Raw genomic sequence first — 16,052 nt, 5'->3', positions numbered from 1 at the left:
TTTTTATGCTGTTTTACCTTTTTCTATTGCTTGTTCGTACAGCTCTTTATGTTCTTTATATTCACTTGGTACGAAACTCTTATAGAAGAATGAGAACCAGCTGTCTCCTTTTTTATACCCTTCTTCTCGAATTTCCGCTGCTTTTTTATTCGATTTAAATCCTTCAGTAAACCACTTCTTTAACAATTCATTTCGTTCATACTTAGCAGGAACTTTTAAATCATAGTTTTCAAATGCATACTTATAGCCAGCCTTTTCTACTGCCTTTTTTGTAGACTTATAGCCTTTTTCATACGCTGTTTCATATGCCTTCACGTATACTTCTTTCTCTCTATTTTCAGGATTCTTTTCAGCTAGTTCTTTCCCTGTCTTTTCCCCTAATTCAGCTTGCTCTTTTTCAATTTTTTCTGTTCTTTCTTTATTCCCTGCTTTGAACCCGTCTGCAAAGTTTACCTTAAACTCTGGAGCAACTTGACTATCGTCCATCGTCTCTTGTGCTAAACCTTGTTCTTTTCCTTTTTCAAAATGCGTTTTCTTCTGCTCTTCTAAAGACCATGCGGCTGCATAAGTCGCTTTAAACGCTTGTTTATATGCATCAGATTTTCCAGCTACATGCACTTCTGCATCATTTTTTCCTGCTTTAAAATCAGTTTCTCCATTCTTTTGACCTTCAAGTTGACCTTTTTCCATATCAGCTTGGCGCTGTGCTTCCTCTTGCTTACGTGCCTCTTCAGCTTTTCTTTGTTCCTCGGCTACACGTTGTCTCTCTTCTTCAGCTTTACGCTGTGCTTCTGCATTACGTTGTTTTTCAGCCTCAGCGTTGCGCTGTGCTTCTGCTTGTCTCTCAGTTTCTACAGCACTATTATTATTCTGACTAGGAGCTGGGCTCGTTACGCCACTACTAGAAGCTGGTTTATTGTGATAATGATATTCCCCATACTGTAATCCCCACTTCTCACAATTTGTACGACACGTATGTCCGCCATTAGCATCTGTACGCCCTGGATGCGCATAAGCTGAAATTGGAGCTACCAATAACGCTATACTCGTTGTTAAAAGAAGTTTCTTCACTTGTTGTCTCACTCTTGTTCCTCCCAAAATATAGAATTCTAACTTTATTATACATAAATAGAAGAATATTTAAATACGAACCGAAATATTCTATTATTTCTCAACATTAGTAAAAAAGAAGGTGAACTCTTTAAAGAGTTCACCTTCTTTTTTACTTCTTCGCCTTCGTTCCTACTAAATCACCAGCAACAACATAACGCTTAGAATTATCCTTTACAGATACACATGTAATAAGCGTTATCTCATCTTTCCCATGATCCTCTACAACTTCCCACTTATCAGGAGTCACTTCAGATACACCAGTAACCGCATACTCATATTCATTTTCATTGTCATACAAATAAATTTTATCGCCTTTTTTCAAAGAAGCTATATCACTAAATAAAACACCTTTTTTAGACATATTATGTCCTGCTAATGCGTAATTTCCTTTTCCCATAACTTGATTCTCTTTTACTGTCGCTGCACCTGATAATAAGTTTTTTTCAGTAGAAGCTTTTAAAACAGGCAGTTCTACTGAAACACTTGGAATCGAAATACGACCAATTACTTGTTTCTTATCTAATGATGCATTCGCTACTTCCGCCAAGTCTGGTTGATTAATTTTGGAAGCATCTACAAATTCCGTCTCATGCTTTTCATAATCCATCTTTTGAACAGCCTGCACATTTTCAGTCTGTTTCTTTTCAGCCTGATATCCATCATAAAATGGCTTTCCAATTAACACGCCACCTACAACAAATAGCAGAATTGCTACTATACTATAAATTCTTTGCTTATTCATACACAGTTCCTTTCCCTTACAAAATCTTACTCTATATAAAATGATAAAATAATATCGCTATATGTACAAGTATTAGCTGAAAAGAAACCTTCTTGCCGGTGCAAGAAGGTTTCTTTTTAAGCTAATTTATTTCTGTATAGTGATACGTGAAAGACTGTCATTTGAATAAAGAAAATCGAAAATATAATATATAATGGGTATCCAGGAAGATATTCATTAATAATAGGTGAAAAAGTTAAAAATCCAACTGCACAAGGTAAGACAAACCATAACGATACAAATGTTGTTCTACAAGCTTTATCCGTAATCGCTTTTTCACGTTCATCTTCTAGTGGAAATAATAATGGATACATCAAAAAAGATAAATTCTTATATTTTTTCTTTTGAATTCTATAAAAAATTGTAACTATAATTGCTCCAATAAATAATAAAATGAATGGTACTCCATTAAACCATACTTCAAACGGGAATTTCTCGTTTTTAATTATATCTGCTAACTCTGTAATAACACTATAAAATTCAACAAATGTCCAGCATGCTAAAGCAGTATAAAGCACGTTTATGATATAAGAAAAAACAATTCTATTCATCCTCTTCCCCCTCCTTATTTAAAACAAACACGTCTTCCATCTTTAACTGGAACACATCACAAATCGTAAGTGCTAATAACAACGAAGGAACGTAATCCCCTTTTTCAATTGCAGCAATTGTTTGTCTCGTTACTCCAACCTTTTCTGCTAATACACTTTGCGTAAAGTTAAAACGAGCTCTTAATTCTTTTACTCTATTTAAAATGGTCAAATTTACCACCTCTCACCATTATTGTATGCTATCTTTAACAAAATGTAAACTCAACTTAACATTATTATTATAAAAAAATCCAACTCTACGTATTGTAAAGTTGGATTACGTGTTAGTTTAAAATTGTAACTTTAACTGTTCTTCTGCCCCAACTACTTGATGAACCTTTATCTGGCATTAAAACATCAATTCTATGCCCCTTAATAGCTCCACCAGTATCGGCTGCAATTGCTACTCCATAACCTTCAACATTTACAGTCTTACCTAATGGAATAACTTTTGGATCTACAGCAATTAATTTCATTCCTGGGTTTGCAGTTAGATTATAACCTTTACCACCTGGTCCCCATGCAGAAAATACTTGTTGACCTGGTGCATAACCATTTTCCCCTGGATCAGCTGTATAAGCTGTAGCTTCTACATAAATTTCTTTCCCGCCAGCAGTTGGCTTAGAAGATGGTTCAGGTTGTGCAGGTTTTGCAGGTTCTACCTTCGAATTATTATTAGCAACTGGTTCAGCTGGTTTATTAACTTTTTCTTGCTTTTGCTTTTCAGCAATTTCTGCTTGTGCTTTCGCTAAAGCTTCTTGCTCTGCTTTTGCAGCCGCTTCTGCTTTTGCACGCTCTTCCGCTGCGATTCTTGCTGCTTCTTGTTCACGAGCAATTGTTTCTTGAACTGTCTTCATATTTGATTCAATTTTAGCTTTTTCTTCCGCTGCTAAATTAAGTTGACTTGCAACTTCATTATATTTAGCTTGAACTGTTTGTAAGTTATCTTGACGTTTTTTCAAGTTATCTTGCAGTTCAGCTTGCGCTTTTGCTAATTTTTGTTTGTCTACTACTAAAGATGCTTCTTTTTCGTCAATTGTTTTCTTATCTTCTTCAATTTGACGAAGATCTTGTTCTTGTAGACGTAAAATTTCTTTATCAGCTTCTAGAATAGTAGAAACTGCGTTCATACGTTGTAAGAAGTCTGCAAAGTTTTTTGACTCTACTACAACTTCTACTACTAAACTTGTATTTGAACTGTTTTGAACAGAAACCATACGTTTTCTCATAATATCTTTACGAGCAAGGACTTTATCCTCCAAAACGACAATTTCTTGCTTTTTTTGCTCAATCTGCTTATGTGTTTCATCGATTTTACGTTGAATAGCAGCTTGATCCTCTTTATTTTTTGCAATTGTATTATTTAAATTATGTAGTTCGTTTTCGATACCTTTAATTTCTTTACTAACAGCTTGCTTCTCTTGCTCTTTCTTTTGCATTTCTGCATCGTTTTGTTGCAATTGCTGTTGCATGTTGTTAAGTTTCTCGTCGTTTGACTCTGCTTTAACAGCGACTGTACTAGAAAGACCGATAATTCCTGCTAATACTAGACAGCTGATTCGCTTAAAATAGTTCATAATCCGACTCCCTTCTTATACAGTTATACATGATTTATTTTACAGTTTGTTTACAAAACGATTAAATACAGTTTATTTTTCGTGACAAAAAAAAGAGAATTATGAATAAAATGTAATAGATTCTTAAATATTTAACAATTCCTATATTTAAAAAATACAAAAGATGCTAAAATCCAAATATAGAGAAAATATAACTTTCGAAGGCGGTTGAAATAAATACATGTTTACTCAAAAAAAATCACTCCAACATACAATTGCTCAATTAGAAGAGCGTATACAAGAATTAGAAGCAGAATTAAAACAAAAAGATATTGAAAAACAAGAGACTATTTCTACTATCCACGATCGTGTACAAAGTGTTGTCCAAGAGCATCAACTTGTAAATAACCAACATAATACACTTCAAAATTTAGTTCAACAATTAAGTTCATGTTTCGAAAATGTTTCAACACGTACGACACATTCCAATGAGCTAAATAATGAAATGTTACAAAAGGAACAAAGCTTAATTCAATCTATTGCAGAAATTATTGACTGCTCTAATGAAGGAAAAGAATCCGTTCACCGCTTACTTATTGTAATTAATAAATTAGGTGAACAATCTCAACGCACGTCTAATAGTATGAATCATCTAAGCGAACGCTCAAAGGAAATCGAGCAAATTGTAGAAGTCATTCAAAACATTGCAGCACAAACAAATTTACTTGCTTTAAATGCGAGTATTGAAGCCGCACGTGCTGGAGAGCACGGTAAAGGATTCGCTGTCGTTGCCAATGAAGTAAGAAAACTAGCGGAAAGTACAGCAGAAAGTACAAAAAACATCGGCAACTTAACGAAAAAAATTCAAGAAGAAATTGAAAAAGCATATGATAACACAAAAGATAATTTACATTTAGTCGATGAAGGTGTAGAAATGAGCGCCGATACAAATGCTAGAATTGAAAATATTTTAGTTATGATTCAAACGTTACAAAATGGTGCTACAAATGTTATTAAGGCTATTGAAAACCAAAAATCTTGTAATGATGACATATTACGAGAATTCGCTAACACACAACAAATGTTCAAAAAATTAAATACTACTATTATGAATCATATTCATGATGCTGAAAAAGTCGATGTTCAATTGTCTAAAAGTCTTCAAGGAACAGTAACTTCTTAATTAAAAATAAAAATCCCTTATACTGCTATAAGGGATTTTTATTTTATTTCGAATATTTATTTCTTTTCAATATTCATCCATATCTTTGTTATAATGGAAAAGTTGTTTCTTTCAACTAATAAACAAGGAGGTTATTATGGAACAATTTTACTACGTTTTAAAATATTTAATTCTCGGTCTGTTCCAAGGACTAACAGAACCAATTCCGATTTCTTCAAGTGGTCATCTCGTTTTAGCACAACATTTGCTAGAACTAAAAATAGAAGGGTTTAGCTTCGAACTACTTGTTAATTCAGCTTCATTATTAGCTGTATTACTTATTTATAGAAATGATTTAATTCGTCTAACAAAGAATGGTCTCTCTTATATATTTACAAGAGCAGAAGACGCAAAATCAGATTTCTTCTTTATTATTTATCTTGTTATGGCAACCATTCCAGCAGGTGTTATTGGTGTTTTATTTAAAGATTACATCGATCAGTACTTAAAAGGTGTGAAGATGGTTGGGATTTCCCTTCTTATTACTGCTGTCGGCCTTTGGATTATTAGAAATTTACGCGGTCGTAAAAATGATGGCGACCTTTCTATGAAAGATGCAATCATCGTCGGATTAGCACAAGCTTGCGCACTGATTCCCGGAATAAGCCGATCTGGTGCCACAATCGTAGCAGCAATGTTACTTGGTATGAAGCAAGAAACAGCTCTTCGCTTCTCATTCTTACTATACATTCCTGTTAGCTTAGGTGGCTTATTGTTAAGCATTACAGACATTGCAAATGATCCAAATCTAGACACATTATTCGTACCATATGTCGTTGCATTCATCGCAACATTTATCATGACGTATATTTCACTAAAATGGTTTATGAACATTATGGCAAAAGGAAATTTAAAATATTTCTCTTTCTATTGTATTATCGTAGGTGTACTTACTCTTATTTTCTTATAAAGTAAAACTTACAAATTAAAAGCGAGTCATCTAGTGTAATAGAATAACTCGCTTTTTTATACCTTTATTAAGTTAAAACCTATTATTTACTTATAATTTTCTGAATAGTATAATTTTTATAAAGTTCACTATTACAGTAATTCTATCTTTCCTACTATTATCGTAAAAGAGGTGTTTATATGTTTATAGTTACTAAACTCATTCACATTAAGTACGGATATGAAAATGAGCTACTTTATGGGCTTAAACAATATTATCCTTCCCCCGGAACGAACGGTTGTATTAACATAGAGTTTTCACCTGTTCATCGTACAAATGATAAGGCAGAGTATATGATTCGTATGTTATGGAAAACACAACAAGATTACCATACATGGCTTTCTCAAAAAGAAGGCAATGAAACTTTGAAGCACAAAATACAAGGCTATATCCTTTCTTCCAAATCAAATGCTACCTATGTGCATTAATCCTTCTCTTTTTATTCCTTACGAGGGCCAAAATGATAAAGTGAAACTTTAATCAGCCCTCATCAATTGGGCTGTTCACAAATAACGAGATAAGGACCCTCTTACTTTTCATACTGTAAGAGGGCTTCTCTTATGCATACACTTTCTTCTCTTGACAATACAAACGAATAACATGTTTATTTTGTTGAAATACATCATGTGTCAGCCGAATAATAATAAAGTTTCGTTTTGTTTGATCATCATGAACAAAAATCTGTTCTCCCTCCTGAAAACGCCATACACTTTCAAAAGTCGTAATATGATCCCCACTTACAGAAAAAAGTTCATATCGCATCTCTTGTACCCTCTCTCAAATTATGTAATCACAATATCCTTATATTTAATTTATTATAACTTAATCCCTATAAAATTAGTAATTATTTCTATTTCGAAAAATTTTAACTTTGTATTTAAATATTTTTAGCGCTATAATGATAAACGAATTTTTATTGAAAGGAGTTTTACTTTGACTGCATATTTATTTCCAGTGAAAACAGCATTTATTTTATTTCCTTTTTTAGCAATGTTTCTTTTAATCCCTTTTTTAATATTTAATTATCGAAAATACGGTTATTTAAATAAATGGCGCTCATTTATTTTATACTCATTATTACTTTACTTATTAAATGCCTATTTTCTTGTTATTTTGCCGTTGCCACAAACGTTTGATACTTGTAGCCTACAACCGGCTAATACACAACACATGCAACTCTCACCATTTTATTTCATACAAGAGATTAGTAGTCATACATCGGCAGTTTTAACGAAACCAACTACTTATTTCTACTTATTAAAAGAGTCTGCGTTTTTACAAGTTGCCTTTAATGTTCTATTAACTGTTCCATTCGGCATTTACTTACGTTATTATTTCCGACGTAGTTTCTTACAAACAATTTGCATTTCCTTTTTCCTTTCACTATTTTTTGAGCTAACACAAGTGACTGGATTATACGGTATATACAATTGTGCATACCGATTATTTGATATCGATGATTTATTTTTAAATACATTAGGTGGCGTAATTGGTTTTATCATTGCACCAATATTTACGTACTTCCTTCCGAAGACAAACGAGTTAGATAGTCATATTAATTTGGAAACGAAACCAGTCGGATTCATTCGTCGCCTTATCGCGATGCAAATTGATTGGATTTTCTTATCTATCGTCGTACCTGTCGTTAAAAACAAAGGGAATTCTTTCTTCGTTTCTAATATGCAATCTTACACGAATATGTATGAACTCATTTTCATTACGTGTTCAATCCTTATTTACTTTATTATTATTCCATACTTTACGAATGGAAAAACAATTGGGAAAGCATTGCTTCGCATTCACGTGAAAGGAAAATCAAATCGTATTACATTAAAAGAACTATTTATTCGCTACGGTATATTTTATTTTGCGTTAGGCGGAATCAATTATATTCTTTCTAGTAGCTCTATTTTAAATCACACAGAGCCTTTAGTATTACTCGTTACATTGTTATTCCTATTTATCATTAACGGCCTATTCATTATTCATGTTTTACTTCATGTATTTAGCCGTGATAAACTACTATTTTATGAACATATTAGTCATACAAGAAATGCAATTACACTAAAAAAAGCTGACAAATAATTATTTGTCAGCTTTTTCATATACATAATGTGAAACTTTAATCAGCCCCGACCTAACTTCTTTGCTTCCGCTGAATTTTGAGGTGGGGGTCTTACTGCCTGACAAATAGCGGGATAAATAACTTTTCTGCATAAGGATTAAAAAACATTCCAAGTTCATCTAGAGATTTCCTCACCTGTAAAAACGAATGAAACTCTGGATATATATCTTGTAATTGCTCATACGATAATGTATGCATTTTCCCCCAATGCGGACGCCCTTCATACTTCAGAAAAATTTTTTCCACTTCGCCAAAGTAAGCAGCATATTTCATACCTTTATACATATGAACAGCGATATACGCTGAATCTCTTCCATAGGCTGGACTAAGCCATATATCATCCCCTTTTACATAGCGGCATTCGATTGGGAAGTGCACCTTATACTTTTTCTTTTCAATAAGATTTGAGATTTCTTCTACAACCGTCCTCATATACTTTGAAGGAATGCTATACTCCATTTCATAAAATGGTACCGTACGTGATGTAGCAAATACTTCATAGCTCGGGCCAATTATTTTTGTGTTTGGTACAGCTTTAGCTGATAATCGACTCACTCCTTTACTTATAGAAGGAAACCATTTACATCCTTTAGATAGTAAAGAGAACATCCTATTTTCAAGTAACTCTACCTTTAGTTTATGCCATTTCAAATCACTGCCTTTATTCGTTGTTTCGTTCGTAAGTTTCACTTGTACTTCATCAGAATAAGGAAAAACGAAAAATTCAAAATGACGATGCTTCTTATATTCTTCTAGTTTGTTCATTACAGTAGATAATGACTGTTTCTCACTTTCATAAACGAGTGAATACGCTGGAATAACCTTCAATTTTATCTTTACAATGATACCTAACATTCCAAGTGACAACTGAAACGCTCTCCAATATTCTACGTTCTCAGCTTCCGAACAAACTATACTCTCACCATTAGATAAAACTGCCGTAATCTCTATAACTTGTGTTGATAAACTCCCAAAGGTAATACCCGTTCCATGAGTCCCCGTACTAATCGCTCCTGCAATAGATTGTAAATCAATATCTCCTAAATTTTCTTGCGCATAACCTTTTTCCTCAAGTAACTTCCCTAAATCATATAACTTTGTTCCTGCCCATACTTCAGCAACCATCTTCTCTGCATCAATATTCACAATACCCTTCAATTCATCTAAAGAAACTAAAACTTCTTCCGTTTGCACAAGGGGTGTAAACGAATGTCCTGAACCGACAACACGAATTTTCTTCCCCTTTTTTCGCGCAAGCCCCACAACTTCTACTACATCTTGTATACTTTCTGGATACATCGTATAATGCGGCGTTCCTTCTACATTCCCTGTCCAATTTCTCCACTTTTGTCCCTTTATAGAAAGCATTGGCCATCCCCCCGATATGTTGAATACTCCCCAACAATCTCTCCTTTTTTAACACGATACAAAAAAGGAAAACGCTCACATAACTCACCAGCTTTACTATGGCGAAACAATATGGACTCTCCTATATCCACTCGTTCCTCGCCGTTATAAAAAATTGGTGTTTGTACCTCTCCAGCACCTTCTAAAGCTAATAGTTTTGCACCCTTCGGTCTCCAAACTTCAGGCTCTTTATCTTTTCCAACTGCTCCTGAAGCAATATATCCACCACCTAGGCAAGTGTAAATAAACGGGACTGGTTTCCGCACAACTGGTAAGGCAAATCCGACCGCTGGATGAAATTTCACCTCTTTATAATAATCAAACAGCTTTGGAGAATAAAAAGCAGAACCTACTGTAATCTCTGAAACTGAATTATCTTTCTCGGTTGTTTTTATGCTTCCTGTTCCGCCTCCATTTACAAACCTTAGCTCAATACCAATGTTTTGTATTGCTTTTACAATATGTTCTCTTCTTTCTTTAACTTCTAGCACTGATTTCTGCTTTAAATACGAAATCACTTTACTTTTCAACCATTGATTCGGTATATGATCTCCCACCCCAGCAATTTGAGCTTCATAACCCATCACACCATCTAACATTAAATATGATGACCTTCTCACCTTTTCTACTACTTTCAACGCATCCTGCACATTTTTTACTGGGGACCTTTGTACACCAAAATGAAATTGAAAGAAACGACTACTCATATCAATATCCAAACAAACACGAAAACATCCTTTAGATTTCTCAGCAATGTTTTCTAAATACACAATATGCTCTTCACAATCCACCATACAAGTTATAATGAAACCTTTCTTTGTTAACAAACTAATTTCATACAGAGCTCTTTCATCGTAAGCAGGATATCCAAGCAATAAATCATTAAATCCTTGTTCTATTAAAAATAAAATCTCTCTAGGTGAAAAGCACATAATACCTTGAAATCGATCATTTGCAGCTAAAATCTTTTGCATAATCGGAACAGAGCGTAACGATTTACTCGCTATACGAATCTTTTTATTTCCACTTAACTCTATAATCGATTGAATATTTCTATCTAAAGCCACTTCATCCAAAAATGCACACGGTAATGGAACTTCTTTAAAAAGTCCTCGATCCACATTTTTCTCTCCTCTTCTCAATATGTCTTATACATATTGGAAAGAAAGTGTGATTTTCCTGTTTGCAAATAAAAAAAGTTTCTTCTTTACGAAGAAACTTTTTGAAACTACTTCATAGAAAGAGTCGCCTCTACTGGATAATGATCAGAGTAATCATTATACGTATATTTTTGGAACCATGATGTAACAGTCCATTGTGGAGATTTCGGCTGTAACACCTTATTCTCTATATACGATGGGTTCGCATGGTCTTTACTTGCAATAATATAATCTAAATACTCAGCAGGACTATCAGGGAAATTATATTTTGCAATACTGTTTGTCGTCGCGTCCCAAGTCGCTGTATGTCCAGTATAAGATGGTACAGAAGCGTTCAATGTTTTAAACATAGATGCATACTCTGAATCATTCTTGTTCTCTGTATTTATTTTATTTACGTTCATATCACCACCAATTAACACATACTCATTCTTTGGTATATTTTTATTTTTAATAAAGTCTTGAATTTCTTTTAATTGGTCTGTACGTACAGATGCAGGTGAAGTTTTTCCGCACATGCTATCTTCCGCTTACAAATGCGTACCAATCACGTGAATGAAACGATCATTTTTCTTAATTTTCGTGTATACAAATCCTTTATTCGATAAATTATCTGGCCCGCATCCTTTTGCAAATACATATTGAATCTTTTCAGCGATTGGCCATTTGCTCACAATCGCAACGCCACCATCTTCAGGAGTTGAAGATGAATAGTTTCCTAACGTCTTGTCCCATTCGCTACCACTACTACGACCTAATACTGCTGTTTGATTTGGATATTCTTTCTTCAAATTCCCTAATAAACGATCTGAGGCGCTATTATCAAACACTTCATTTAATATAACTACATCTTGATTCTTTATATAATCTGCCGCCCCAATTAAATCAGCACGCTCAGTTTGTCCCCAGTTCGGATATAAGTTTGTTGATAGCATATATACATTATGCGTCATCACTTTTAATGTATCATTTTGATTTGTAGACGCTTCTGCTTGAGCTGACGTTCCGCTATATAAAGCCCCTAAACCAACACCTAAGCTAAGTACACCTTTTAGCAATTTACCTTTCACGTTTCATACCTCCATGTATTGTATAGTGATAAAAAGGCCAAATACTCTATTCTGAGATTTGACCTTTTTTAAATACTTAACGATTTCCGTACGTATCAAACCAAAGCTGAATATATCCAGCAGTAACACGTTGTGCATCCATTAAACGCTTACCTGTCATTGGTGTAACTTCAGCGCGCCATTTATCTGCATATTCTTGTGATACAGCAGCTCTCACGAACCAATCTTTCGTATTATCATTTACAATGCCAGCGTAATCTTGTTTCGCAACTACTGCCGCTCCATGAATCCAATCTTCTGGATTCGTACCTTTCCAGTTCCAATATCCATTTCCATCCGTTACTTTATAGTTATCTTTTATCGTATCTACAAAGTTTTCATATTTAGAATGGAACCCTTGTGGATATGAAAGGTTCGTAAAGTTTGCCGCATGCATCGGTTGATTTACATCCCCTAAATAATGAAGAGATAATCCTAAATAGAAGAATGCTTGTTTCATATCTTTATTTTTGTAAGACTCACCAGCTAATTTAAAATATTTAGCTCCCGTTTCCTTTGCCTGCTTTGCATACGGAATATAAGTTTTCCCATTGTCAGGGTCATAGAAATGTGAAGCAAATGTGCTATTATCATAATAAGGATTTTCATAGTCAGCAGCATAAATACCGTTCTCTAACTCCGTACGCCATTCATTTAATAGTGCAACTCGATCTTGTTTTACAAGTGTTGTATTACGAGACATAATATCAATTGCACGGTTTACAATCCATAAATGAGAATTCACGCCTTCTTTATGTTTATCTTCAGCAGACCAGCGCGGAATAACTCCAAATCTCTGTGCCCCATCATTTTCATGAGCAAATGCAACACTTTGTAATGGAGCAACTAATGTAATAGCTGCTGCTAAAGCAAGTACTTTCTTTTTCATATAAAATCCTCCATTTTATAATTGAATTATTGTAAACATTTTGTTAGGATCCTATGATGTCGTCCGGTTAACCTATGACTAGAATATCCCACCTTTCACGAAATTTCTATCACTAAATTAAAATATGCAAATGTTCATATAATTATAACTTTATACACAGTGAATATAATGAATGAATACACTTTCATTTTAATAAACTATTATTAAGGCTTGTCTAAACTAATGTAAAAAAAAAGTAAAGCATCTGAATGCTTTACTCTTTTTTTCTATTCGATAATATACTTGGCAATTGTACATTAACTGCTAACTTATGAATAAATCCAAACACTAATCCAATCCCAATAAATATGTATAAGATTGTAAATATCTTTCCGAAATCAGTTTGCGGACTAAAATTCCCATCACCGACAGTCGTCAACGTGACCACACTAAAATATAAAGCGTCAATAGGACGTAATTCTTCAACTGTACTATAAAAAATCGTACCCGATATTAAAGTCAAAATTGTTAATACGAATAATACTTGAAATTCTTTATCTTTCCACGCTCGTAAACAGGCTCTTAACATTCGCTTTAAAGTTAACAAAAATGAAAGCATTAGATTCTCCCTTCCAAACAAAAATACATTTAGTCAAAGGAAAGTCTATCACCTTTCAGTATAGAAAAAAAGTAGCCCTCTTCTATTTCTAGAAAAGGGCTACTCTATTCGATTCTATCTTATTTAGGTGAAACAAGAATTTTCACTTGTGTTTTATCTTTTACAAGTGCTTCAAATCCTTCTTCAACAACTTGATCGACTGTAATTTTTTTCGTAATTAATTTCTCTGCTTGAATTTGACCAGAGCTAATTAATTTAATAACAGCTGGGAAGATGTGACGGTATCCTAAAATACCAATAACTTCTTTTTCTTTTAATACTAAGTTATTTGGAGTAATTGTTGCGTCTTTTTCCCATACACTAACAATTACAGTTTGTCCTTCGAAGCTTGTACTTTCAATCGCTTGACGTAGTACAACTTCAACACCTGTTACTTCAAAGCTAACATTTACACCTAAACCATTTGTTAAGTTACGAATTTCAGCTAACACATCTTGAGTTGCTGGATTTAATACATAATCCGCACCTGCTAATTTCGCTAACTCTTGACGTTCTTTAGAAAGTTCAACTGCAATAACAGGAGTCGCTCCTGCTGCTTTAGCTGCTTGGATAACAAGAAGTCCAATTGGACCGCAACCAAATACTGCTACAGCTTCCCCTTCTTTTAATTTACTTTGACGTACTGCATGAACTGCTACTGCTGCTGGTTCTACAAGCGCACCTTGTTCATACGTCATTTCATCTGGAATGTGATGAACCATATCTTCTGGTACTACTGTATATTCAGAGAAACCGCCGCCTTCTCCGCCAAGACCGTGGAAAACAAGTTGTTCACAAACATTGTAATGTCCATGTTTACAAGCTTCACATTTACCACAAGAATAAATTGGTTCTACAACAACGCGGTCTCCCACTTTATGAGATGTAACTCCTTCACCAATCTCTATTACCTCACCACTAAACTCATGACCTAAAATAACAGGTGCTTTCACATGTGTTAATGGATGTTCTTCTGTTGGAATAAAAATAGGCCCTGCTAAATATTCATGCAAGTCTGTCCCACAAATACCACACCATTTAACTTTGATTTTCACTGTTGCTGGTTTTACTGTTGGTTCTGGTACTTCTTCTACTCGTACATCACGTTGATTATGCCAAAGTAGTGCTTTCATTTTATACATCCCTCTCTATGTATATACTTAACCTGGTGAAGTTTACAATTCTATTATAATACTTCTATCCATATATTTCAAAAAAACAATCGCATCTCTACTAATTTTTTACAAATAACGTTCAATATTTTGTCACTTTGTACTTTTTTCCACATCTGTTAATTCAATTTCATTGCAGGTGAAATTAGCATTGTGCCATAATAGCATAGGAGAGGTGAATATCGCTTGAAATATTTTATTTACTTTATCGTTATCGTGGCTTTTTTAGATACATTTTCACAATTACCTATTATGAGTACTTTCGCTCAAAGCCTTGGAGGAACCCCTCTTATTATCGGGCTAGTTGTCGGTATGTACTCATTCGCTAATATGATCGGTAATATTATTGCTGGAGCAGCTGTCGATAAATTTGGTGCAAAAAAAATCCTTTATATAAGCATGGGAATTACGAGTTTCATAGTCTTGTTATACACCGTTGTTCAAAGTGGTGAACAACTATTAGTTGTTCGCTTTATGCATGGATTTAGTGATGGCTTTTTAATTCCTGCTGCCTTTACATTTTTATCAAAACAAACAAATGCAAAAAGACAAGGAAAAGCAATGGCTCTATCTGGTGCTGCTGTTGGAACAGCGGCAATCGTAGGACCTGCTTTCAGCGGTATTATGAAAGCAACAGCTGGCGTAGAATGGGTCTTCATTACTATTTCTATTTTAATGGCTCTTGGTACAATCGTATCTCTATTCTTCTTACCAAATAACGTATCAAGAAAAGATACATCAAGAACGCAAATGATGAACAAAGAAGATATGATTGAACTATTAAAATCAGAACCGTTATTACAAGCATATATTGGTGCTTTCACATTAATGTTTTCACAAGGAATTGTCACTTATATGTTACCAGTAAAAGTTGAGGCATTAGCGCTTAAAGCATCTACAACAGGCATGATGTTAAGTGTATTTGGTATTACTGCTATCCTCTTTTTCTTGCTTCCAACAAATCGTATTTACGATCGATTTAATCGTTCGAAACTAATGCTAATCGGAATTGCAGTTATGGCATTCGCATTATCTTTACTCGGATTATTTGCTACAAAAGGTATGCTCTTTATTGTAATGATGATTTATGGAATTGGATTCGCAATCCTCTTTCCATCTATTAACGCTTTACTCGTTGAAAATACTACAGACGATAATCGCGGAAAGGCATTCGGATTATTTTATGCCTTCTTCTCATTAGGAGTTGTTGCTGGCTCCTTTACAGTCGGCGCAATCGGAGCATCACCTAGCATCAGCTTCATTATCGGGACAGCATTTTTATTAACATTTGCTGGTATGATTTATGTAAGAAGCAAAGTAAAAAAGACAATGATGGGATAAT

The 16,052-nt window shown here is 34.2% G+C and carries 15 protein-coding genes and 2 pseudogenes; 5 read left to right on the top strand and 12 right to left on the bottom strand.

Annotated features, from left to right (window positions below):
- Positions 1–3 precede the first annotated feature (3 nt).
- From F3I02_RS18005 to F3I02_RS17985, 5 genes are all read right to left on the bottom strand, one after another.
- Positions 4–1,083 (bottom strand): YHYH domain-containing protein, encoded by a 1,080-nt coding sequence (locus F3I02_RS18005; protein ID WP_142237988.1) that lies wholly within the window; start codon positions 1,081–1,083, stop codon positions 4–6.
- 139 nt (positions 1,084–1,222) lie between these two features.
- Positions 1,223–1,855 (bottom strand): class A sortase, encoded by a 633-nt coding sequence (locus F3I02_RS18000; protein ID WP_001041724.1) that lies wholly within the window; start codon positions 1,853–1,855, stop codon positions 1,223–1,225.
- Positions 1,856–1,971: 116 nt separating this feature from the next.
- Positions 1,972–2,445 carry a DUF2178 domain-containing protein gene (locus tag F3I02_RS17995; RefSeq protein ID WP_001080039.1) on the bottom strand — a complete coding sequence of 158 codons (474 nt, stop codon included), beginning with the start codon at positions 2,443–2,445 and terminating at the stop codon, positions 1,972–1,974.
- Complete coding sequence (locus F3I02_RS17990) at positions 2,438–2,656, bottom strand: helix-turn-helix transcriptional regulator (RefSeq protein ID WP_000154019.1); 219 nt, start codon at positions 2,654–2,656, stop codon at positions 2,438–2,440. The genes F3I02_RS17995 and F3I02_RS17990 overlap by 8 nt, the downstream gene beginning before the upstream one ends.
- Positions 2,657–2,768: 112 nt before the next feature.
- Positions 2,769–4,061 (bottom strand): 3D domain-containing protein, encoded by a 1,293-nt coding sequence (locus F3I02_RS17985; RefSeq protein WP_131251208.1) that lies wholly within the window; start codon positions 4,059–4,061, stop codon positions 2,769–2,771.
- A 631-nt stretch (positions 4,062–4,692) separates the two neighbouring features.
- Between F3I02_RS17985 and F3I02_RS34940 the strand changes: the two are divergent.
- From F3I02_RS34940 to F3I02_RS17970, 3 genes and pseudogenes are all read left to right on the top strand, one after another.
- Positions 4,693–5,223: pseudogene (locus F3I02_RS34940) on the top strand (methyl-accepting chemotaxis protein); the annotation flags it as partial.
- Positions 5,224–5,359: 136 nt separating this feature from the next.
- The gene (locus tag F3I02_RS17975) at positions 5,360–6,172 is read left to right on the top strand and encodes an undecaprenyl-diphosphate phosphatase (protein ID WP_000434790.1); all 813 of its coding nucleotides are present in this window, start codon (positions 5,360–5,362) and stop codon (positions 6,170–6,172) included.
- A gap of 179 nt (positions 6,173–6,351) precedes the next feature.
- Entirely contained in the window at positions 6,352–6,639 is a 288-nt protein-coding gene (locus tag F3I02_RS17970) for a hypothetical protein (protein WP_000471252.1), read from the top strand.
- 130 nt (positions 6,640–6,769) lie between these two features.
- Here the strand turns inward: F3I02_RS17970 and F3I02_RS17965 are convergent, their stop codons facing one another.
- The gene (locus tag F3I02_RS17965; RefSeq protein WP_098110875.1) at positions 6,770–6,973 is read right to left on the bottom strand and encodes a hypothetical protein; all 204 of its coding nucleotides are present in this window, start codon (positions 6,971–6,973) and stop codon (positions 6,770–6,772) included.
- 171 nt (positions 6,974–7,144) lie between these two features.
- Here F3I02_RS17965 and F3I02_RS17960 point away from each other — a divergent pair, with 171 nt between their 5' ends.
- Complete coding sequence (locus F3I02_RS17960) at positions 7,145–8,296, top strand: VanZ family protein (protein ID WP_000128028.1); 1,152 nt, start codon at positions 7,145–7,147, stop codon at positions 8,294–8,296.
- Between the two features lie 91 nt (positions 8,297–8,387).
- Here the strand turns inward: F3I02_RS17960 and F3I02_RS17955 are convergent, their stop codons facing one another.
- The 6 genes and pseudogenes from F3I02_RS17955 to bdhA all read right to left on the bottom strand — a co-directional run bounded on the left by F3I02_RS17955 (position 8,388) and on the right by bdhA (position 14,671).
- Complete coding sequence (locus F3I02_RS17955; protein ID WP_000948945.1) at positions 8,388–9,704, bottom strand: D-arabinono-1,4-lactone oxidase; 1,317 nt, start codon at positions 9,702–9,704, stop codon at positions 8,388–8,390.
- Positions 9,692–10,864: an amino acid deaminase/aldolase gene (locus F3I02_RS17950; RefSeq protein WP_000373793.1), complete on the bottom strand. Its 1,173-nt coding sequence runs from the start codon at positions 10,862–10,864 to the stop codon at positions 9,692–9,694. Before F3I02_RS17950 ends, F3I02_RS17955 begins: the two co-directional genes overlap by 13 nt.
- A 107-nt stretch (positions 10,865–10,971) precedes the next feature.
- Positions 10,972–11,973: pseudogene (gene sph / locus F3I02_RS17945) on the bottom strand (sphingomyelinase C).
- 76 nt (positions 11,974–12,049) lie between these two features.
- The gene (gene cerA / locus F3I02_RS17940) at positions 12,050–12,901 is read right to left on the bottom strand and encodes a phospholipase CerA (protein WP_000730995.1); all 852 of its coding nucleotides are present in this window, start codon (positions 12,899–12,901) and stop codon (positions 12,050–12,052) included.
- Positions 12,902–13,154: 253 nt separating this feature from the next.
- Positions 13,155–13,499 carry a potassium channel family protein gene (locus F3I02_RS17935; protein WP_000948209.1) on the bottom strand — a complete coding sequence of 115 codons (345 nt, stop codon included), beginning with the start codon at positions 13,497–13,499 and terminating at the stop codon, positions 13,155–13,157.
- 119 nt (positions 13,500–13,618) lie between these two features.
- Entirely contained in the window at positions 13,619–14,671 is a 1,053-nt protein-coding gene (gene bdhA, locus F3I02_RS17930; protein ID WP_000645819.1) for a (R,R)-butanediol dehydrogenase, read from the bottom strand.
- 225 nt (positions 14,672–14,896) lie between these two features.
- On the opposite strand from bdhA, the gene F3I02_RS17925 reads away from it, so the two are divergent.
- Positions 14,897–16,051 carry an MFS transporter gene (locus F3I02_RS17925; protein ID WP_000873268.1) on the top strand — a complete coding sequence of 385 codons (1,155 nt, stop codon included), beginning with the start codon at positions 14,897–14,899 and terminating at the stop codon, positions 16,049–16,051.
- Position 16,052: the final 1 nt, after the last annotated feature.

The organism is Bacillus sp. SRB3LM (assembly GCF_015712745.1).
Classification (GTDB): Bacteria; Bacillota; Bacilli; order Bacillales; family Bacillaceae_G; genus Bacillus_A; species Bacillus_A thuringiensis_K.
The sequence above is the reverse complement of the archived record's forward strand: the minus strand, read 5'-3'. Positions and strand labels throughout refer to the sequence as shown.